This window comes from Pantanalinema rosaneae CENA516 (assembly GCF_050753385.1).
GTDB lineage: Bacteria > Cyanobacteriota > Cyanobacteriia > Leptolyngbyales > Leptolyngbyaceae > Pantanalinema > Pantanalinema rosaneae.
In genome coordinates, this window is sequence record NZ_JBLZFZ010000033.1 from 51,978 (window position 1) to 73,199 (window position 21,222).

The 21,222-nt window shown below is 50.4% G+C and carries 18 protein-coding genes and 1 tRNA gene; 8 read left to right on the plus strand and 11 right to left on the minus strand.

Features of this window, described 5'->3' with window-relative positions:
* Positions 1-267: 267 nt before the first annotated feature.
* The 3 genes from ACN4EK_RS18865 to ACN4EK_RS18875 all read left to right on the plus strand — a co-directional run bounded on the left by ACN4EK_RS18865 (position 268) and on the right by ACN4EK_RS18875 (position 4,428).
* Positions 268-1,935 carry a hypothetical protein gene (locus ACN4EK_RS18865; protein WP_431659717.1) on the plus strand — a complete coding sequence of 556 codons (1,668 nt, stop codon included), beginning with the start codon at positions 268-270 and terminating at the stop codon, positions 1,933-1,935.
* A 138-nt stretch (positions 1,936-2,073) separates the two neighbouring features.
* Positions 2,074-2,562: an MgtC/SapB family protein gene (locus ACN4EK_RS18870; protein ID WP_431659673.1), complete on the plus strand. Its 489-nt coding sequence runs from the start codon at positions 2,074-2,076 to the stop codon at positions 2,560-2,562.
* A gap of 228 nt (positions 2,563-2,790) precedes the next feature.
* The gene (locus ACN4EK_RS18875; protein WP_431659674.1) at positions 2,791-4,428 is read left to right on the plus strand and encodes an ArnT family glycosyltransferase; all 1,638 of its coding nucleotides are present in this window, start codon (positions 2,791-2,793) and stop codon (positions 4,426-4,428) included.
* Between the two features lie 49 nt (positions 4,429-4,477).
* Here ACN4EK_RS18875 and ACN4EK_RS18880 read toward each other — a convergent pair whose 3' ends face one another.
* On the minus strand, positions 4,478-5,413 hold the full coding sequence (locus ACN4EK_RS18880; RefSeq protein ID WP_431659675.1) for a phosphodiester glycosidase family protein: 936 nt from the start codon (positions 5,411-5,413) through the stop codon (positions 4,478-4,480).
* 80 nt (positions 5,414-5,493) lie between these two features.
* Between ACN4EK_RS18880 and ACN4EK_RS18885 the strand changes: the two genes are divergently transcribed.
* Entirely contained in the window at positions 5,494-6,324 is an 831-nt protein-coding gene (locus ACN4EK_RS18885) for a pentapeptide repeat-containing protein (RefSeq protein ID WP_431659677.1), read from the plus strand.
* A 3-nt stretch (positions 6,325-6,327) separates the two neighbouring features.
* Here the strand turns inward: ACN4EK_RS18885 and ACN4EK_RS18890 are convergent, their stop codons facing one another.
* A complete protein-coding gene (locus ACN4EK_RS18890) occupies positions 6,328-6,729 on the minus strand; it encodes an STAS domain-containing protein (protein WP_431659678.1) in 402 nt (133 codons plus the stop codon).
* Positions 6,730-7,250: 521 nt separating this feature from the next.
* Between ACN4EK_RS18890 and guaA the strand changes: the two genes are divergently transcribed.
* On the plus strand, positions 7,251-8,798 hold the full coding sequence (gene guaA / locus ACN4EK_RS18895) for a glutamine-hydrolyzing GMP synthase (RefSeq protein WP_431659680.1): 1,548 nt from the start codon (positions 7,251-7,253) through the stop codon (positions 8,796-8,798).
* A gap of 111 nt (positions 8,799-8,909) precedes the next feature.
* Positions 8,910-10,058 carry a malate dehydrogenase gene (gene mdh, locus ACN4EK_RS18900; RefSeq protein ID WP_431659682.1) on the plus strand — a complete coding sequence of 383 codons (1,149 nt, stop codon included), beginning with the start codon at positions 8,910-8,912 and terminating at the stop codon, positions 10,056-10,058.
* Here the strand turns inward: mdh and ACN4EK_RS18905 are convergent.
* The gene (locus ACN4EK_RS18905) at positions 10,048-10,350 is read right to left on the minus strand and encodes a DUF2288 domain-containing protein (protein ID WP_431659684.1); all 303 of its coding nucleotides are present in this window, start codon (positions 10,348-10,350) and stop codon (positions 10,048-10,050) included. The genes mdh and ACN4EK_RS18905 overlap by 11 nt on opposite strands.
* A 464-nt stretch (positions 10,351-10,814) precedes the next feature.
* Between ACN4EK_RS18905 and ACN4EK_RS18910 the strand changes: the two genes are divergently transcribed.
* Both ACN4EK_RS18910 and fabD read left to right on the plus strand, forming a co-directional pair.
* The gene (locus ACN4EK_RS18910) at positions 10,815-11,042 is read left to right on the plus strand and encodes a hypothetical protein (RefSeq protein ID WP_431659685.1); all 228 of its coding nucleotides are present in this window, start codon (positions 10,815-10,817) and stop codon (positions 11,040-11,042) included.
* Between the two features lie 307 nt (positions 11,043-11,349).
* Entirely contained in the window at positions 11,350-12,228 is an 879-nt protein-coding gene (fabD, locus tag ACN4EK_RS18915) for an ACP S-malonyltransferase (RefSeq protein WP_431659686.1), read from the plus strand.
* Here the strand turns inward: fabD and ACN4EK_RS18920 are convergent.
* The 8 genes from ACN4EK_RS18920 to ACN4EK_RS18955 all read right to left on the minus strand — a co-directional run bounded on the left by ACN4EK_RS18920 (position 12,203) and on the right by ACN4EK_RS18955 (position 21,169).
* Complete coding sequence (locus ACN4EK_RS18920) at positions 12,203-13,567, minus strand: SUMF1/EgtB/PvdO family nonheme iron enzyme (protein ID WP_431659687.1); 1,365 nt, start codon at positions 13,565-13,567, stop codon at positions 12,203-12,205. The two genes, fabD and ACN4EK_RS18920, sit on opposite strands and share 26 nt — an antisense overlap.
* A complete protein-coding gene (egtC, locus tag ACN4EK_RS18925; protein ID WP_431659689.1) occupies positions 13,536-14,324 on the minus strand; it encodes an ergothioneine biosynthesis protein EgtC in 789 nt (262 codons plus the stop codon). Before egtC ends, ACN4EK_RS18920 begins: the two co-directional genes overlap by 32 nt.
* Positions 14,325-14,518: 194 nt before the next feature.
* Entirely contained in the window at positions 14,519-15,040 is a 522-nt protein-coding gene (locus ACN4EK_RS18930; protein ID WP_431659690.1) for a hypothetical protein, read from the minus strand.
* A 159-nt stretch (positions 15,041-15,199) separates the two neighbouring features.
* Positions 15,200-15,272, minus strand: a tRNA-Met gene (locus ACN4EK_RS18935).
* A 164-nt stretch (positions 15,273-15,436) separates the two neighbouring features.
* Complete coding sequence (locus ACN4EK_RS18940) at positions 15,437-17,650, minus strand: peptidoglycan DD-metalloendopeptidase family protein (protein ID WP_431659692.1); 2,214 nt, start codon at positions 17,648-17,650, stop codon at positions 15,437-15,439.
* Positions 17,651-18,579: 929 nt separating this feature from the next.
* Positions 18,580-19,041, minus strand: coding sequence for a tRNA (cytidine(34)-2'-O)-methyltransferase (locus ACN4EK_RS18945; protein WP_431659693.1), 462 nt, complete (start codon positions 19,039-19,041; stop codon positions 18,580-18,582).
* A 222-nt stretch (positions 19,042-19,263) separates the two neighbouring features.
* Entirely contained in the window at positions 19,264-20,412 is a 1,149-nt protein-coding gene (gene gshA / locus ACN4EK_RS18950; RefSeq protein ID WP_431659695.1) for a glutamate--cysteine ligase, read from the minus strand.
* A 310-nt stretch (positions 20,413-20,722) separates the two neighbouring features.
* Positions 20,723-21,169, minus strand: coding sequence for a response regulator (locus ACN4EK_RS18955; protein WP_431659696.1), 447 nt, complete (start codon positions 21,167-21,169; stop codon positions 20,723-20,725).
* Between the last annotated feature and the right edge of the window lie 53 nt (positions 21,170-21,222).

Here is a 21,222-nt window from a genome sequence, read left to right on the forward strand (position 1 = left end):
TATCTCCTCCACCACCGAGAAATGGGCTACTGAGCTACCATGCGCCACTTGAGCCATCCAGATAGTAGCATAGTCGCTCTATTTGTGAAGAATTTCAAAGTTCGTGTGGAGTTCCCGAACGGACGTAAAGTTTGCTCAACTTTGCAGTTTTTGAACATTCCTGGTTTTAGGATTCATGAATGCTAGAACGTTAGGGAATCCTGATCCTAGAAGGAACCACAGTAATTATTTATCTCTATGAATAATTTCACAGGTTTGTGATTTGTGATGAAATGCTTTTGGCACCATCAGTATCCCAACATTCGACGCACCGGCGGAGCGATCGCCCTGGCAACGGTGCTAGCCATTGGTGGTTTAGCTTTAAAACCGGCTTCGCTTTTGAATGCTGGTGTCTCTGAATCTCCGACTGGCAATCAACAAGCCAAAGTCCAGGCAACGGCAGCCACCCGAAGTCAGCATCGCGACCAACAAACTCGCCAAATTCGCCCGGATAATTACGATGTCCAGCGCTTTCCGGTGACGAATCAACATGAGTCCCATTGGCGCAATATTCTTTGGACAACGGCTGTCGTAGAACCGCAGGAAGCCTTTGTGGCGGATAGCCTGAGTCAGATTCTCAGCCTGATGACTCGACGCGGGTTGTCTGACTCGCAAATGCGGACGATCGACATGGCAGTGAAAGTTGGGACTCAGCTTTATCTGGTCGATCGCTCGTTATACGCCGGGGTGAAGCAACAGTTTATTCGGGCAGTGGAACAAAGTGCTGATCCGGAGTGGGTGGCGGCATCTCTATCCGGGCTTGCCAAATTTGGGTTGACGAATAATGAATTGCAACGTTTGATCGCCCAGGTAAAACGGCGGTTTCCGAATTGGTCGCGCAATGTCCATTTGCAAACTACCGTTCAGGATATTCAAGCCACCGTACAACCTCCAGCGTTGCCACCGTTAGCCGATTTACTGACCTGGACGATCGCCCCTAAACAACTGCATGCCTATGCGATTTGTCGTTCCGATCGGGATGTGCTGTGCCGTTTGATCCTGAAGGATCGCAATGGTGAATTTATCCGGCAGGGCGGGCAACTTTGGTCTGTCCCTCTGTTGCTGCGATCGATTCATAACTTAAATTGGAACTTTGTCCGGGGGCAAACTCCGCAGGGGATTTACCGGATCGAAGGTTCAGTGCCCCAGCCGGATGATGAGTTTTTTCGTGCCTATGGACAATTTTCGTTAGTGAATCTGTATGTGCCGTTTGAAACTGGAGCAAGACAGTTTTTGCCGGGACGATCGGGTCACTTTACTGGCAGCTTAACCGACTACCTGGGGCTACTTCCCCCCTCCTGGCGCAATTATTGGGCAATTCAGCAAACGTTTTGGGCAGGAAAAATTGGTCGTAGTTTGTTCCGGATTCATGGGACTGGAGACTCACCGGATTTCTTTAGCCGCAAAGCCAAAAACCCCGATAGTTTTAACTGGAATCCCACGATCGGCTGTCTCTCGGCACTGGAACTGTATAACGAACAGGGGCAATTACTGGAAGCCGATATGCCCAAGATTCTGAAGGCATTTGAGATGGTGGGGGGCAGGAATTACGCAGGGTATTTGGTGGTTGTGGATGTGCCGGGAGATATCAAAACCCCGATCGCCCTGGGGGAAATTGAGGCGATGCTCCCTCCGGCTAAAACGGCAGCTAACCCGAAAAATAACGCTAAATCCCAGAAGTCAGGTAAGCCCCAGGCTCCGGCGAAGCCTGCAAAATCCACCCAACCATCAAAGCCTCCAGCCAAAGCGAAAGCGGCATCTACTCAGCCGACAGCCTCACGGGTGGTGCAACTCAATTCTGTGGCAACTCTCCCAAATGCCGCACCAATACCCGCTAACCTTCCGGCGACTGAACCAGCCGCAACGGAATTAAGCCCGATCCCGATCGCCTACTAAATCATCTTGATCCTAAGATGGGCAATCAGGGGTCGTCTCAAGTTTCTCTAGAGGCTCAATAATAGCTTCCCTTGTTTCCTGTTTCCCCTTAGCTGATAATGCAAGTCTTCCTTGCTGCGATCGAGAGTAACTGAATTTGTGACTGCACCCATTCATCTGTCTCCCAGTGGTTTGCCTCTATGGCTGGATTGGTCACTGCGGTTAGCCCTAGCCACCTTAATTGGAGCAACGATCGGCTGGAACCGAGAAAGAACGGGCAAAGCGGCTGGACTCCGCACTCACATGCTGGTGAGTTTAGGGTCTGCCCTATTTATTTTGATGCCTTTGGCGACTGATGCGTCACCATCTGCCGATGCGTTAAGTCGCACAATTCAGGGAGTAGCTACTGGCGTAGGCTTCTTAGGGGCAGGGGAAATTGTGCATCAATCGTTGCCGAACACAGGTAAAGCCAAAGTCAAAGGGCTAACGTCAGCCGCAGCGATTTGGGTGACGGCGGCATTAGGCACAACCGCAGCCTGCGGGGTCTGGCAGTTAAGTTTAGTGGGTACGGTAATCACCTTGCTGACGTTGACTGTCGTAAGACGAGTTGGACAATTTGCCCAGAATTCCCGTGAGGATGATGGATAAAGAAGTATGGGAGTACCGATCGCGATTTGCCAGGATGAACTCATCCAAAGTAATTTAAGTTGTTGATTCGAGCCCCGTCTACCAGTTTTCTCCCAAGAAAACAGATTTTGATAAAACACTTTGATCAGATGATGAAGACAACGATGAAGGCGTGAAGCGGTCAGGTGTGTTAGGAGGTGGGATGGCTGATCCGGCTTTCTGCATCTTCACCCTTTGAGGAGTGAGCGAGTGAAACATCAGCAGATTGATCGATTTTGGACACTGGGGCTAATTCTGGCAGCCGGGTTGCTGTTTAGCATTAACTTGGGGGCACTGCCCTTGCGGGACTGGGATGAGGGGATTGTGGCGCAGGTGGCTCGGGAGATGTGGAGAGCGCCTGAAGGCTCATTGACCTGGCTATATCCCACCCTTGGGGGCGAACCCTATCTCAATAAGCCCCCGTTAGTGTACTGGTTGATTGCCCTGACCTATCAGGTGGGTGGCGTAAATGAATGGACTACTCGCCTTCCGGGAGCCATGCTGGCGGCACTTTCAGTACCACTGCTGTATGGCATTGGCAAAGAGTTATTTCTTCGCCGAACCTCTGCTGTTCTGGCAGCATTGATCTACCTGACGCTATTGCCTGTGGTGCGTCACGGTCGATTAGCCATGCTGGACGGAGCCTTAGTTTGCTTCTTTTTGATCATGCTATTTTGTCTGCTCCGTGCCCGTCGAGATCTCCGTTGGGGATTAGGCGTAGGGATTGGATTGGGGCTAGTGTGTTTAACCAAAGGCATTGTTGGGCTGCTATTAGGTGCGATCGCGCTCGTGTTCATTCTGTGGGATACGCCTCGCCTGTTGACCTCTGTATACCTCTGGACAGGGATTGGGCTGGGGGGGATGCCAGTGGCTGCCTGGTATTGGGCACAGTGGTTGCGCTATGGGGAGCAGTTCCTCAGTACCCATCTGATTAGTCAGTCCCTGAGTCGAATTTGGATCCCGATCGAAAATAATCATGGTGCGCCCTGGTATTACGTGCTGGAGTTGCTGAAGTACACCTTGCCCTGGCTGATCTTTCTGCCGCAGGGATTCCATCGCGCCTGGGAACACCGCAATTTAGGGTGGGCAAAATTAGTCTTAGTGTGGACGATCGGCTACTTAGGGGTAATTTCTCTCATGAGTACCAAATTGCCCTGGTACATCATGCCTCTATATCCCGCCTTAGCCTTGGTTGCCGGAAATCTCCTGTCGGAATCCTGGAATTTAGCCGATCTGACCGGCTGGTTTCGCCCAGTCCGTCGTCCCTATCCGATCGCTTGGGCGGCTTGTTTGGGACTGTTGGCGATCGTTGGCTGGAGCGGTTGTCTGTATTTCAATTTTTTCGCCCCTATACCAAAACCTGAGCTGGCATTGATTTTGATTACCGTCGCGATCACAATGACCACAGCGGCAATTCTAGTCAAATGGCGAGACTCCCAGTTTATTCCAGTGTTGCTCTGGGGGATGTATATTGCCTTGATGTTTCTCATGGCATCTCGCTATTGGGTCTGGGAGTTGAATGAAGCCTATTCTGTCAAGCCCGTTGCCGCTCTGGTGCAGCAAGGTACTCCCGCTGGCGCTACGGTGATTACTTCCTATCCAAATTACCGCCCCTCGCTGAATTTCTATAGCGATCGCCGGGTACTTCCCGTGAATGAGGTCTACCGCGATCACCAACCCGCCCTGACCACAAGTGCTGCGATCGCGGAATATTGGCAACAGACTGACCACCCTTACTTGCTGGTGGATGCCGCAACGCTAAACCAATTATCCCTGAATGCTGCTCACAGGATGGGTGAAATTGAAGGATGGATCTTAGTCACCCATCAGTCAGCCAAGACACGATAGGTGTAAAGGTGGGATGGGACAGCATCACGATCTGGTTGAACGGCGATCGTCACGGTTGGCGTGGTAGTGCTGGCAATTCACTACTGATTTGGGGTAAAGCATAAATGCCTAAATGATTGGCAACGGGACGCTCCCACATGGGAATTTTGGCGTGAATGGGCGCATTTAACACGGCGGTTCCTGTCGGGGTGGTTGTTACTAAGGTGGTGGAGCCGCCCCCATCCAAATTAATCGCCGCATCGACCTGAAGTTCTTGCAAAATTGCCGTCAGTTCCGGGAGGGTAGCGCCTTCGCTATAAAAGGCTTGCTTGCCATCGATCGCGACTAACCATAATGTGGTTCCGGTGCGGTTCACGGCTGCACTTAGACGGGGATAGGGACGATGGCGATCGGCTATTTGCGGATCGGTTGGAACGGGTTGACCCTGCTGAAGCAGAAGGGTATTGCCAGCAATGGCTTGGGTCGTGCGGGTGGGACACTCGCCAGTGGCTTGAATTGCCGCCCGTTGGCGATCGGAAATACAGAGTACGACCCAGTTTAAATTCAAAGTGGCATAAGAGATGCCGTTGGCAATCGTGCGACCAATAGGAGAGACGCGATCGCCAGTACGGGGGTAGTAATTCCAGGGTGTTTCTTCGCTGAAGGGCGTGAAATAACTGGCATTAACTGCCACTTGCAGTTTAAATTCTTCTAAAAACTGTGATGTTGTTCGGGCGATCGTTGCCCCATCCATACTGGGGTGTTCCGGTGTCACTAATAATTTAATCCCCGGTGCGGTCAGGTCTATAGTCAAGATGTGAACCAGCATTGGGCGGGGAGTGGCACGAAATTCGCGGCGATAGTGAACGCCCTGAAACAACGTGCGTTCCAGTGCAGTTTGGGGTGGACGTTGCAGCGACAGTTTGCCATAAAGAATTAGAGGCATTGTCAGTAAACCCATACCGAGGGCAACCCCAAGCTGATGTAGCCAAAAACGACGATTCACAACCTCAAGTCCTGTGAGTCAATTTTCTCTAATCTGCCCGGTTTCTCCCCGAACTGCCAACTCATTTCCTTTGCATTGATATGCCAAATTTGCGATCGCTGAATTTTGTCAATCAAGATTTACGGAACCGTTCCTTTCGCCAAAAAGCCTTAAATGGGGCAGATTTCCGGGGAGCCGATATCCGAGGCTGTGACTTTAGTCAGGCTCAGTTAGTCGGAGCAAATTTTACCCATGCCAAAATGGGACAGTCTCGCCAGCAAATCGTGCGGTTATTGATCTTGATCGCGATCGTGGCAGGGGTGATGGCTCATACCGTGAGCCAGTTGATTTTTGGGGCATTAGGACAGGTGCCGGGTGGCTCTGCCTGGGGATTTATCCTGGCACTCTATATGAGTCTGGGGATTGCGGGTGGGATGTCCGGTATGAGTATTATCCTGAAACCCCGATCGCGGGCTAACAGGTCTGCACTCTGGCTGGCTGGTGTTGCCTCCAGTACCCTGGTGGGCTTTTTCTATGGAGGGAGTCTGACGGGAAACAATGCCATGCTGGCGATCGGGGGGGCTGTGGGTTGGGGTAGCTTAACGGCGATCGGGTTACTCCGCTACCGAACGGTTGCCATTGCTGCGATCGTCACGACTGCCGGAGCCGTGGCAGCCTATGGGTTTGCCTTTTTGGTCTATGCTCATGCCTTAACCTGGTGGCAGATTCAGCAGACCGGACTGGGAGGACTGCTTATGATCCTGGCATTGTTCTATTTATGGTTAACCCTGAATGCGTTGGTAGTAACCTATCACCAGATTCGTCAGGCTCCCGGTACGGTATTCCGGGGGGCGAATCTCACTCACACTCGCTTTGAAGCCGTCCAGTTCAGTAATACGGATTTTGAGGGAGCGTTGCGGCTGGAAGATTAATCCTTACCGAGCTAACTGATCCAAAAATTGCTCGAGATCATCCTTAAATCGATCCTGCCAGGAGCCGAAACTTAACTGCCGTTGTCGGTTCCACTCTTGTTCGATCGCGTCTCGCGTCTGCACATCCATTGATTGAAAGGAAATTGCTTTGCCTAGCATGGCTGCCCGTTGGATGCCGGCGACTAAGGCAGCAATCCCCTGTGGAGCGGTGGAGTTTACCCAGAGAAAATCAACAATTACCCCGTCTGTTACCTGTTCGATCGCGGCTTCCAGTTGTACGCGAAACTCTAAACTGCTGGTCGGATCCAGATTACCATCCGGTTGGAGCACGATGGTATGGGGTTTTGGGTCTAAAGGCGCTTCCCAACCAGGGAGCACAGCAATGGATTCAACGGCAATAGTCATAACAACCTCCGAACCAAGCCGGGTAGGGCATTGAACATAGTATTTTGCTGAAGCGAGATGCAAGACAACAGACTCCCCGACTATTACTAGAGTGGAGTAAGATCCGGCAAACCGCCCTGCGGTGCGTCACAGGCTTTCTGTGTTTTCGATCGTCAAATGCCGTGTCCTAAATCAGTCATCGGTATGTGCTAGATCCGTTATGCATGTGTTTTAGATCAGTCTCCCATGTGACTCTAGTTACTGCCAATCGCCCAACAGTTGTAATACATCTCTATATCCCTGTGAGGGCTTTGCCTGTATCTTTTCTTCTGGAAATCTCCTAGAATGGCAAATCACCCCAAAAATTAGCTGTTAGGCTAGTTAGAATAGACCGATAACTGATTTTTAATTTTTGTAAAGCTCCTTAGAAGTGATTTTTTCAATTGGTATAGTCCACGCTTTGAACTCACACGGATACAGTGGTGACTCTACAGACTGAATCGCAACCACACACTGAATCGCTTGATCGGCTGAATCGTCAGATGATCGTTATTCTTGATTTTGGCTCGCAATATTCCGAGCTGATTGCTCGTCGCATTCGGGAAACGCAGGTTTATTCCGAGGTATTGTCCTACCGCACGTCGATCGAGCAATTGCAACAGTTGAATCCTAAGGGCATCATTCTCTCAGGGGGGCCTAGTTCGGTCTATGCGCCGGGAGCGCCGCACTGTGATCCCAATATCTGGAAACTAGGGATTCCGGTATTAGGCGTGTGCTATGGCATGCAATTGATGGTGCAGCAATTAGGAGGGCAGGTCGAGCGGACTGATCGCGGTGAATATGGTAAGGCATCGCTGGCGATCGATGATCCAACCGATCTGCTGACGAATGTGGAAGATGGCACCACGATGTGGATGAGTCATGGTGACTCTGTAACCACGCTCCCTGAGGGGTTTGAATTGTTAGCCCACACGGCGAATACTCCCTGCGCGGCGATCGCCCACCACGACAAAAAGTTATACGGAGTGCAGTTCCATCCCGAAGTAGTGCATTCGATCGGGGGCCTGGCGTTAATTCGGAATTTTGTTTACCACATCTGTGATTGTGAACCTACCTGGACAACGGCGGCATTTGTGGAAGAATCCATCCGCGAGATTCGGGCAAAGGTTGGTGATAAGCGGGTGTTACTGGCGCTATCGGGTGGGGTAGATTCTTCCACGCTGGCGTTTTTATTGCATCAGGCGATCGGCGATCAGCTGACCTGCATGTTTATCGACCAAGGCTTCATGCGGAAATATGAGCCAGAACGGTTGGTCAAACTGTTTCAAGAGCAATTCCATATTCCGGTGGAGTATGTCAATGCGCGGGAACGGTTTCTTCAGGCGATCGAAGGAGTTACGGATCCGGAAGAAAAGCGCAAACGCATTGGGCATGAATTTATTCGTGTGTTTGAGACAGAATCCCGGCGGTTGGGGCCCTTCGATTATCTGGCACAGGGGACTCTATACCCGGATGTGATTGAATCCGCCGATACCAATGTTGATCCGCAAACAGGTGAACGAGTGGCGGTGAAGATCAAGAGCCATCATAATGTCGGCGGTCTACCAAAGGATCTGCGATTCAAGCTGGTGGAACCTCTACGCAAATTGTTTAAAGATGAGGTGCGTAAAGTCGGCAAGTCGATCGGTCTACCGGAAGAAATCGTTCGTCGCCATCCTTTTCCCGGCCCCGGTTTAGCGATTCGGATTCTGGGTGAAGTGACGGACGATCGCTTAGATATCCTGCGGGATGCCGATTATATTGTCCGCCAGGAAATTAACCAACAGGGAGTCTATCACGATTTCTGGCAGGCGTTTGCAGTCTTGCTGCCGATCCGGAGTGTGGGAGTCATGGGAGATCAACGAACCTATGCCTACCCGATCGTCTTGCGATTAGTCACCAGTGAAGATGGGATGACGGCTGATTGGGCGCGGGTTCCCTATGATCTGCTGGAAACAATTTCTAACCGGATTGTCAACGAAGTTCGGGGAGTCAACCGTGTCGTGTACGACATTACCTCGAAACCCCCTGGCACGATCGAGTGGGAATAATACCGTAGATCTACTGAATTGTTCTCCTGATCGCTGGGGAAAACGCTAAATTCCTGGTGATAATACTGGGGTAGAATTTCTCTGCCCTCCTATTGGTCCGAAGACGTATAGGTGAGCCAGTCTGGGACGGCGATCGCCCACGCCAGCGATCGCTGTCCAGAAGGTTGCTTTTTGTGTCCACTCCCCCACTTCTTGATCGAGAGTGTCAGAATGCAGACAGGACGCTCTATTGGGGCAGTCTGCTCAGTTGATTGTTTTCCTATCTGGATCCTGGCTATGTCTCTCCAACCTCCTGCCATTACGTGTGTCAATGCTCGAGTCACGGTAGTTGGGGCAGGCAATGTTGGCAGTACCCTGGCACAACGGTTGGCTGAGAAAGATATTGCTGACGTGGTGCTCTTAGATGTGATTGCGGGTCGTCCGCAGGGCTTGGCATTGGACTTAATGCAAGCTCGGGGGATTGAACGCCACGATCGCCAAATTATTGGCACGAATGACTATGCCGATACAGCGAATTCCGACATTGTGGTGATTACGGCTGGGCTGCCTCGGAAGCCGGGAATGAGTCGGGATGACCTGCTGTTAACGAATGCCAAAATCGTTGCTAATGTGGCTCAGCAAGCGATCGCCTATTCTCCCAATGCCATTTTTATTATCGTCACAAATCCCCTGGATCAGATGACCTATCTGACCTGGAAGGTGACTGGATTACCTGCCCATCAAGTTCTCGGGATGGCAGGAGTATTGGATTCAGCTAGATTTCAAACATTTATTGCCATGGAACTGGGGGTTTCGACGGCGGAGATCACGGCAACAGTGTTAGGTAGCCACGGCGACTTAATGGTGTTATTACCGCGCTATACCACGGTGAATGGCATTCCTTTAAGTGAGTTAATGGATGCCGCCACGATCGATCGCTTGATTGAACGTGCCCGTCATGGTGGGGCAGAAATTGTTGATCTGATGAAGACGGGTAGTGCCTTTTATGCTCCTGCCTCATCTACCTGTCTGATGGTGGAATCGATTCTCTACAACCGCACCCGCATTCTCCCAGTTACCGCGTATCTCCAGGGACAATATCAATTGACCGATGTGTTTACCGGAGTCCCCTGCCGGTTGGGTTGTCAGGGAGTTGAAAGTATTATTGAACTTGATCTGACCCCGGAAGAACTGTCGGCTTTACATGTATCAGCCCAGGCCGTCCAAGCCAGTATTCAGAACTTACATCAACTGCTTGCGGGTGCCGAGATTACGATTTAACCTCTTCCATCTCCTGAATCAGGACAAACGGCTGGACAATTAACGCCTGAAACCGCTTGGTTAACGTTTGGCTCCAATCCGCTACCTGAGCAGGAGAGGGCTTGTGGATTAATGCCTCATCAATCCAACGTTGGACATGGGAAACATTATCATTCGCGATCGCCACCCCAACATCTAATAAATTCAGCCCCGGATTGACCAAAATCAACGATTCCCGTTCAGCATGGGGTGCTAGCCAATCCCATTCGGCTTGATCTAATGACTCAGCTAATTCGGCTCTGAGATCTTGCATTGTGAACGTTCCTGTTGGATGACTACGGGGCTCCGAGAGTTCCCATACCTTAACACAGTTACTCCGGTAGGGTTGACATGGTTGGAGGACAGACCAGTGGATACGGAATTCTTCAGTGTAAAGGATTTTTGCCGAAGACCTCCGTAGAACTACGGCTGAAGCAAAATTTCTTAAAAAGATAAAAAATAACTAATCCGTGTAAAACGCCTTACCCTTTGTGCAGATCCTTTAATCTGTATATTGAATTACTGCTTCCGTCGAATCCGCCCTAGCAAAGTTTTATCGCTACTAAAGTTTTTCTAACCGGTAATAAGAAAGGGGCTTGTTTAATAATTAGCTATTATTTGAATAAATCTTGTTAATTAAATTGCTTAAATGGTCTGCCTGTAACTTCGGTGATTTAACGCTGGTGATGTGGTGTGGGCTCTGACATCTTAGATATGTTGGCATCTACCAATTCAACTATGCGTCAACTTACGATTGGATTCTCGTTACTGGCTTTATTTATTTCCATGTCTGAACCTGTTCTAGCGCGTGAGGGTGTGCCGGGTCGGCGGGTCGGTGGTGGTACACGATGGACTGCCCCCAAACTGAAACCAACTCCTTCTCAGCAAAACCGCTTGAATGCAATGGCGTTTGCTTCTAGAACGAACTTGCCTATGGCTCTCAAACTGAAGGCGATCTACGGTTAATTGGATTAAGTAGATTGGCAACCTAGCTGCTCTTCCTCGCCACATGAGCAACTGATGAGGCAAGTTCAATTACCAGACTAATCAGACCTCTATCCGTTGTTAGTATGGATAACTGTTCCACATTTATTTTCTAGACTTTGCACATTGGTGGTTGATTGCTGTTGCAAATCCACAGAACTTGATGGCATATCAGGCTAGGTTGTTACAGCCCTCACAACTTAGCCTCAGAGATCCGATTGATATACCCAAACTAGTAAAATAACCAGAGTCATATCACTATGACGCAGTTATTTGGATTATCGACGGCATGACAAAAACAGCGTGGGTCTTCCCTGGACAAGGTTCTCAAGCGATCGGTATGGGTAGTGATTTAACGACACTCCCGGACGCTAAACCGAAACTTGAGCAAGCGGCACAAATTCTGGGTTGGTCAGTGCCAGACCTGTGCCAAAGCGAAGAGGATCAGCTATCTCGGACTCTTTATACACAACCCTGTCTTTATGTCGTTGAAAGTTTGCTAGTGGATCAAATGCAATCCCGGGGACAGCAACCGGATTTGGTCGCAGGGCATAGTTTGGGGGAATACGTTGCCCTGTATGCGGCGGGCGTATTTGACTTTGCCGCTGGGTTGCAACTCGTCAAACGGCGGGCAGAACTGATGGATGGGGCATCGGATGGTATGATGGCGGCGCTAATTGGCTTCGATCGAGAGCAATTAGAAGCCCAGCTTCAGCAGACTGCCGATGTGGTGCTGGCAAACGACAATAATGCCGCTCAGGTCGTGATCTCAGGCACACCAGCCGCCGTAGAAACCATCCTGAGCAATGTCAAAGCCAAACGAGCCGTGAAACTCAATGTCAGTGGCGCGTTTCACTCACCGTTAATGGCAGATGCTGCTAAGGAGTTTCAAACTGTACTGGATACCGTTTCTTTCCAAGCGGCGAATGTTCCGGTACTATCCAATGTTGATCCAACGCCAACCACGGATGCGGAATTGCTGAAACAACGTCTGAGTCAGCAAATGACGGGTGCTGTGCGCTGGCGCGAGATTTCCCTGCAACTGCCGGAGTTAGGGATGGAACGGGTAATTGAAATTGGGCCGGGTAAGGTACTGACGGGATTAATCAAACGTACCTGCCCCAGTCTAACGTTGGCAAATATCACGGCGGCGGCGGAGTTACCATAGTCACTTCCCGATCGGCAGCACACCGGAATCCTGCGAACACCTCGCGGACATGGGGATAATACCAATTACGAAAGGTCGATCGCAGTGCCCAGGGTCGGGTTGCCCAACTGCCACCCCGTAAGACCCGATGTTGCCCATCAAAATAGGCTTGTGAATAGCCACGATAGGGATAGGGGTCAAAGTTGGGATACCCGGCAAACCAGGAGGCTGTCCATTCCCACACGTTTCCTAAAAAGTCATAGCCACCGTAAGCACTTTTGCCTTGAGGATAGGCATCAACGGGGGTCGTCTGCCCAATGGCATGATGATGGTTGCAATGCTGGTCAGTGGGTGGCTGATCTCCCCAGGGATAAGTCATCGGCTGCTCGGCGATCGGCTGCCAACCTGCCGCTTTTTCCCATTCCGCTTCTGTTGGTAAGCGTTTCCTAACAAACCTGGCGTAGGCTTCCGCTTCATACCAACTCACGCCACAAACCGGATGCCGATCGTGCTGCGGATCATTTGACCAATACAACGGTTGGGATACCCTCTGAGCCTGTAACCACTGCCAGCCTGCGCTTGACCACCAATGTTGATCCTGATAACCTCCCGCCTGCATGAACTGGCGATACTGTCCGCAGGTGACAGGATAGCGATCGATCCAGTACGTTGGCAATTCCAGCCAATGCCTTGACCGCTCGTTATCTAGAGCCTCGATCGCCTCATTGCCCTGTTGAAATTTGCCAGCAGGGATGCAAATCATGTCTGTGAGGAGTGGAGGGATTGGTGGTGAAGGTGAGGAGGGTAAGGAAGATAAGGAGGATGAAGAAGATAAAGATAGTAAGGAATCATATCTTTTCCCATCTCCCCTATCTCCCCCACCGCCCCTGAGTAGTGCCAGAACGATCGCGATCGTCTCACAATGTTGGCTTTCGTGTTGTAATAACCAGCGCCAGAGTCGCTCTTGTTGCTCCAGGGGGGCAATTTCCAGGTAATTGAAAACCTGGCTACGAATGGTCGCCAGATATTGCTGAACTTCGGCGAGCGAGGGTAAGGAACAGCGATCGGTTTTGGGTAGGGTATCGGCGGCAAATAAGCGACGATATTCAGGAAATTGAGGGGGTTGTCCAGCGAGATGTTCCAGCAACCAAAGGGATTCAGTGTAGGCAATATGTCCTAGATGCCAACCGACCGGACTGAAGTCAGGATGGGCTTGCTGACAAAAAGTAGCGTAGTCCACGCCAGCAAATAATTGCAGTGTACTAGCGCGACAGCCTTGCATCCAGTGATGGATCTGGTGCTTCAGAGGCAGGGAGGAATCGGCGGATTTAGATTGGGACAGATTCGAGATTAAGGTCATTGTTAATGATCAGAAGAGTGCGATCGTCGAACGATGTCCAGTTTCCCTCGAATAAGGGTTCGGAGGCGATGACGACGGACTGAGGAAATAGTAAATCGTCGCGCAGCCAGTACAGGGTGGGTGTAGGCGGACGATTTGCCAAGCGGGAGGCGACTAATTGCTGACCGTCACTGACAATTATGTTGGCAGAGAAATCTGTTTGATATTGCTGTGCCAGATCTAGCACGATCGTGAGAACCCGTTGGAGCGCTGTGGCTAAGGATAACTCAGGATGCTGTTCTAGCTCCTGAACCAATAAAGCGAAAATGTGTTCTGAATCGGTGTTGCCCTGGATAGATTGGTAGACCGGATCACTGAGTTGCTCTCGGATGGGACGATACAGGGTTTTGCGGAAGTTGGCAATGAAGCCATTATGAATCCCTAAGATGTGATGATGCTGAAATGGCTGACAATTGCTTAAATCCACGGGAATTCCAGGAGTAGCACTACGCACATTTGCCAATACGCAATGGGATTCGATGTAGCGACTCAGGTTAGGCAGATTGGTGTCATTCCAGACAGGTTGTGTGTTTTTGTAGGTGAAGGGAGCAGTATGACGCTGAGGATGATACCAACCCACGCCAAAGCCATCGGCATTTAATAAGCCAGATGTCATTTCCTTGGGCTGATAGCTTTGCACAATCAGGGAATGGTCTGGCTTCAATAACAACCGATCGAGGGAAATTGGCTCGCCAAGATAACCAAGTAAGCGACACATACACTTGAGGGTAAGGATTGCCTCTCACATCTTGCCACAAACAACTTGGCATCCGCCGGAGGTGGTTGTTTGTGTGTCAGCGCTTCTGATCTAATTGCTGTACCAACGATTGGTGTGCTTCTGAATTGATGCCCTGCTGCAAGATAACGAATACCTGTTGCATATCCCCACTCAAGTTTGGGATGATCACCTAATTACGGCTGAACAGAGGAAGTAGCCTTTGGCTTTTGCCACCTCTGACCAAGGAGGAAAGTGAGTTGGTAGAGATAAGCCGCAACAATCCACCAGGCAATCAACAAATGCTTCATGTCTTCACTTGGCAGCTTACTTAAGCTGGATAGGGGTGGAATACGTTGGAACACGACTAGACAAGCCAGAAACGTTGCTAAAAGCCCGATTAACCACCCTTGAGCAATACCCAAGGAACTTTTGGGAGTTAACCAAGTGGGAGGACGTGACCAAAACAGTTGCAGTATTGCAGAATAAACAAAGAGCAAAACAAAATACCAAAGTAGTGAAAGCGCTGCAACAAGCACAGTGAAGCCAACTATAGCTGCTAACTGTTCGTTCGGGAACATAGCAAACACAGTTGAAAGTAGGCTAAATCTTGTAACTTCAACTAGAAAAACAAAGCCACCTCCTGCAAATGCAGGAATACTAGACTGTAAAGCTTTTACCCAACAAATCGGGTAGGGAATCCAAGCAGGATATTTCATCGCATCGCTCTGTTAAACGCCAAAACCTCACTACTTTGATTACGCTTGTTAGGTTTTTCCCTAGAGTTCCCTCGGATAATGCGTGGGCGATCGGCAAAATTAAAAAAGCTGCAAAGCTTATAAAATCGGCGTTACAGCTTGAATAGATTAATTAAAGTATGGCTCAGGCGGGATTTGAACCTGCGACCTTGGGCTTATGAGTCCCCTGCTCTAACCACTGAGCTACTGAGCCGTATGCATTTCAGCAACTTCATTAAGTTAGCATATTTGGCTACGAAGGATCTACCCTTTGATCAAAAAATCCTGCTCAGTTCACTGAAATTCTGTAATAAAACAAGTAGCCCAAGGAGACTAAATTGTTTCCTTGGGCTAAACTCAAACCAGTTCAAGGCGTGACTAGCTGCGAGAGCTAGGGAGGAATGCCATTGGGTTAACGGCTCCTTTTCCAGCCGGATGAACTTCAAAGTGCAGGTGAGGTCCGGTACTGTAGCCTGTGCTTCCCATTTCCGAGATCTGCTGACCCTGCTCTACTTGCTGACCTTGTTGCACCAGAATCCGGTTGTTGTGAGCATAGAGCGTCAGGCTACCATCTGGGTGAGTAATTTCCACCAGATAGCCATATCCACCAGAGTTCCAACCAGCAAAGGTAACAACGCCAGAGGCGGCTGCCACGATCGGAGTACCCACATTTGCTGCAATGTCGATGCCCTTATGCATCCGACCCCAACGCCAGCCATAGCCAGAGGTTAATACCCCTTTAGTTGGCCACATGTAGCCATTAAACTGACCAGAGCTACCGGGTAGGTAAGCATCGCTGGGGCTAAGCGGAGGTAGATCCGGCGAAACTGTCTTGCCAATTGGGGCAGACACGATCGGGGCGTACTTCTCAGCACCAATTGGGGCAGTCGCCACAACCTGGGGTTGGCTGGCAGGTACCGGGTTAGCCGGAGCGGTTCTTGCCGCAGACGGTTGTGGGGTGAGTACAGGGGTTGCCGGAGCGGTTCTTGCCGCAGATGGCTGGGGTGTGAGCACAGGAGTCGTCGGAGCCGTACTCTTCACGGTCGTGGGTGGGCTGACTCTAGCCGCGATCGTTTGGGTCGGGCGCATTCGTTCCCGCAACTGCTGTACCTCTGCCCGTAAGTTAGCCGAGTAAGCAGTGGGGTTAAATTCAGGATTAACGCGCTTGAGATTGGCTAACCGATCGGAACGAGAAAAGGGTGTAGCTGCCGCCGCTAGCTGGGGCTTGGCTGCACTAGCTTGAACCTGTCCCCCTTGACCTTGGTATTTATCCCGCAGTCGGTGGATCTCCTGCCGGAGATGATCCACATGGTTCGATCGTCCTCCAGAGGTATCGGTTGGTGTTGCCACCTGGTTACTGGTGGGAGCAATCGCCACTTGCGTGACTTCGCTTGGAGTGCCCGAGCGATTGAAGTTCGGAGAACTGGTGGCAGAGGTAGTCTGCGTTGGAACGGCTGCGAGCGTTCCTTTAAATTCAGCTTGAGTGCCTTGCAATTCCGAGGGATTCGGTGGTGTCAACAGCGACGGAACGGAATCCGACACTACTCCACGCCGGGGAATAACTAAAACTTGGGCAACCTCAATATGATTGGGGTTACTTAAGCGGTTGGCAGCGACTAACTGACTGGTCGATACACCGTGGGCACGGGCGATCGCTGCCAGGGTGTCTCCTCGATTGACCTGGTAAGTGAGCGAGCTCGGTAATGCCGCAACATCAACGGGGGATGGCACTGGCTGGCTCACAACCGGAGTAGACGGTTCAGCATCGGATTGCAGCGGTGGAGTCGCTAGAACCGTTTCTTGTTTGACTGGCGATGCCGCAACGACTTCAGGTTGGGGTGACACCGGAAGTACGGAGGGAGTAGAGACAGGGGCAGATGCAGTGGAATCTGGAAGCGTTGTAGTGGGCGCGACGGCGGCAGGGGCTTCTGCTTGCATCCCCAATAGCCCCGTCCGGAGGCTTTCCCGTTTTTGCTTTAAATTGTCGAGAGCAGCATCTTGCTTAGCCTTAAAGGCGGTATCGCTACTGGCGGCGGAATTGCCGGTGGGTAGGGTTGCGATCGTCGTGGATGTCGAGGGACTACCACCCACCAACCCATAATACCGAGGAGCAACATCCGCCGCCGCAGGAGCGGCTTGAGCGACACGGTTATCGGTTGGAATGACCAGAACTTGACCAACTCGTAGCGTTGTATCGGTCGCGATACTATTGCTAGAGGCAATTAACCCAGCGTCAACTCCATAGAGTTTTGCCAGTTGCCAAAGTGTCTGCCCTTCCTGCACAGTGTGGCGGATTCCTGCCACAGTGGTTGGAGAGGAGAGCGCGGCAGGTGAGGCAGCAACCAGTAATGGATCATCCGAGGCAGCTTGGGAAGCTGAGGTGTCCGAAGAAAGCGTTGCTGTTTCAAAAGCCGTAGGAGCGGTAGCAGCGGATTCACCAGTCATTGGTTCAGTTGCCATTGCCGCGTCGGTTTGACCGGGTAGTGGCAAACTGTAAGCGCCCATCGAGAGCGCCAAGCCAATCATCGCAGCGGATTTACAGGGTCGGCGGCTACTCTCGGAAAGAGCCTGCTTGGGTTGAACTGTCGTCATATCAGGTTCAGTTGTACGGGAAGGAACAGGCTTAACCTTCTGCGGAAATGCTCGTCTCAAAAAACGACCTCCTAAATGTCCAGCGCTTAACTGTCCTTGAGCCATTCAATCTATCACCCGTCAACGATTTAAATCACATTGAGAAGCGATCAAGATCACGGACGGCAAATATACTTAGGCAAGATTACCCTGCTTTTTCAATTTAGACAAGTTTACATTGCCTTGAAAAATTTGCAGCATGAATTTCAAATAACTCAATGGCAAACTAGAAGGCAATTGTAGACCTGTTAACTCGCGGAAATGATTAGCTCTTGCTATTGCTTTCATCCGAATTTCTGAACAGAAACCCGAACGATCGCAGGGAGAAGAGATGGGATTGCGCGAGGCTAAAAGCATAGGGGATGACCGCCAGAATTGGCTGCTTCAGGGCAGATTAGTTTGATTTGAAAGAAACACTCCACACACACACTCCTCACAGTGACGTTGCAAATGTATCACCAAATTCGGCGAACACTACAGCAATTTAGTCTGTGAAAGCATGAAATGTACCACAGCTATCCGATTAGTCCTAGCAACGATAGGAAGTTCAAAATCATCGGGCTAATTGGATAGAAACCTGAACCAGAGCCATGTTCTAGACCGTTTTAGTCGCTAAAACAGGTTTAAAGCACTCGACTTAAGTCGGATTCTTGCTGATATAAATTTCTTATTTTATTTAGAGGTCGTAGTGATCTCTGAGAAGGGGGGAGCTTGCTTATATATTGAGCAATGCCGGGTCATTCCGCCCCGTAATCCACCATATCCAGAGTAAAGATGGGTGTAGTGGTTATCAATGTATATATAGAGATGGAGTTGGGCGACCGGGAGTAGGCTATAGCCTGGAAAAGTCTGCCGCGATCGCCATGATTACGAGGCGCAAATTTGTTGAATTACTGCAAAAATCCCAGTTGCCGCCGAGCCTCGAACAGCCCAATTGCCACGCTGACTGATAGATTCAGGCTACGAACCTGGGGTTCAGCCATGGGAATATAGACCGTCTCATCACAGGTTTTCAACAAATCGCGAGGTAGCCCTGCCGTTTCGCTACCGAACAATAGCCAGTCATCCGCCTGGTACTGGAACTGTACATAACTGGATTGTCCTGAAGTGCTGAAGCCAATCCAGCGTCCGGCATAGCGCTGATGGTAGGTTTGAAATGCCGTTAAATCAAGGTGGTAGTGCAGTTTGACGTAGGGCCAGTAATCCAATCCGGCTCGTTTCAGGTAGCGATCGCTGATTTCAAATCCTAAAGGGCCAACTAGATGCAGTTCCGTCCCCGTAGCCGCACAAGTTCGAGCAATATTGCCGGTATTGGGAGGAATTTGGGGATGAACTAACACAACCTTAAGCATACGTCGTCAATCACTGCCATTTAAGCGCAAAAACCTCCTCTATTGTGCGTGGCGATGGTGAGCAATTGATAGCTTTTTTTAATATTTCCTAATTTGATAAACCGTTTGACGCGATCGATTAGAAATTTTGATTTTTATTAGCTGGCTCGCTGGTGAAATTTAGCGGTTGCTCAGGGGAAGACTGGAGTGCATCAGCCCTTTCCCCTGAGTTCATCTTTATGGTTATGCCACCAATGGCCGACATAAATCATCCTGGAGTGCCAGTTCTAAATCCTGGCTATCCCGGATTGCCTGTTGCACAATCTGGTGAACATCCTGCCCCTGAGCAGAGAGTTTCAGCCAGCGCTGGGCTTCATTGCCCTCACGGAGGATTTTCTTCAGGGGCAAGAGGAAGCAGCTAAACCCATGGGCTTTAGCTGTATCCCAGGTTTCCTGAAACAGGTGCTCGATCCAAGCGCGGGCTGACATGGTGCTACCATCCTGCCAATGGTGCAGTTGGGCATCCAGGCTTGATTGAGCCACCGCCATTTCATTGTCATCGGCCAGCGCCATTAGCTCCTGGGGACGGGTTGAGGCGGACAACTGACTCAGAATTAATGGATCGAGGGCGGGATTTTCGATCGTTTGCAGAATCCGAGCTTCCAATAGCGCCGTAATGGCTAGTAGGGCAATGGGATCAATCACCAAATCACAAATTCGTAGTTCCAGGCGGTTGAGATTATAGGGACGTCGATCGCCATTGGGGCGGACTGATGACCAGAGATGCCGCACATTTTGCATGGTTCCGGCGGCCAGTTGTTGTTCTGTCCAGCGAATAAAGTGAGCATGGCTTTCAAACAAGGGCACGATCGCAGGCGTTTTAGGGAACATCTGCCACCGGGTGGAATGGAATCCGGTTACTGACCCATTTAAGAAGGGCGAAGAGGCGCTGAGAGCAAGGAATAGGGGGGCTTCTAACCGGATCAGCCGACATGCCCGCATCAATGCTTCTGGATCGCTGATGCCAATATTAATATGGATGCTGGCTGTGACCACGTTGGTGCCGTAGGTCTGCTCAATATAGGTGTGATAGGGATTGCCTGGATCAGAACGGTGAAATTGTTCGGTACCTCCGGTTGCCAGGGTACTACCGGGAATCAGGGTATAGTTGCCCAATTGGGTGAGATACTGTCGTAGCTGCATACGGGGACGGATCAGGTCGCATAGTAGCCGCTCATAGCGATAGCAGGGTGGGGTAGTGTATTCCACGTTGCGGCTATCAGGTTCCCGGACAAAACCATCTAACGCTGCCACGATCTGGTCAGACAGCCCAATGATGTTGCCATCGGGAGTACCAGTGTAAATTTCGACTTCAAAGCCTTTCGATAGCACGATCGTTCCTCCCCGAACAGTTATCCGTCATCAGTGAACCGTAGTTGATGAGCCATCAGCCGTGATCAGTTGCTCAAAAGCTATCAGAATCACTAATTAATTCTAACTAGAGCTTATTTTTTTCTGATCACTATACTGCTAGGCTCAGGATGTAGGGTCACTCTCCTTCACAGTATCAGGGACAAGATTGGCACTGCTCTACCACCGGGTGGGCTAATTCTGCTCAACTCAGCCGCCATTTGTAGGGGCATGACTATCTACATATATATAGTTAGTGTGATAGCAAGGCAGAATCAGCCTGAGGGAGTCACTACTGGGCAACGGAAGAGGGTTGGGCTGTTTCTAAACTCGCTTTCGACGATCGCGGTTGGAGAATAGCATGAACCCGATTTAATAACAGATCGACATCGATCGGTTTGCGAATGAAGTCGTCAGCTCCCACCTCAAAGCCATCGGCAGGATGGGGATCGAGATAGCCAGTGATGAGCAAAATGGGGATAAACGGCACATCGGAATTTTGCCGGATGCGGCGAGTGACTTCAAAGCCATTCATGTCCGGCATCATGACATCAAGTAGCACTAAATCAGGCGGGTTAGTGGCAATGCTGTCCAGGGCAAGTTGCCCACTGTCGGCAATTTCTACCTGGTAGCCCTCTTCTTCCAAAATCATTTGTAATAAAAAAGAGTTATCAGCAATATCATCTACGACTAATATCCGATCGGATGCATGAGCTGACTCGGGAAATAAAGCATTCATCTTAACAAACCGGAGTATCTTAGGATTGGCAAGCGATTAGTATCATTGTCTCT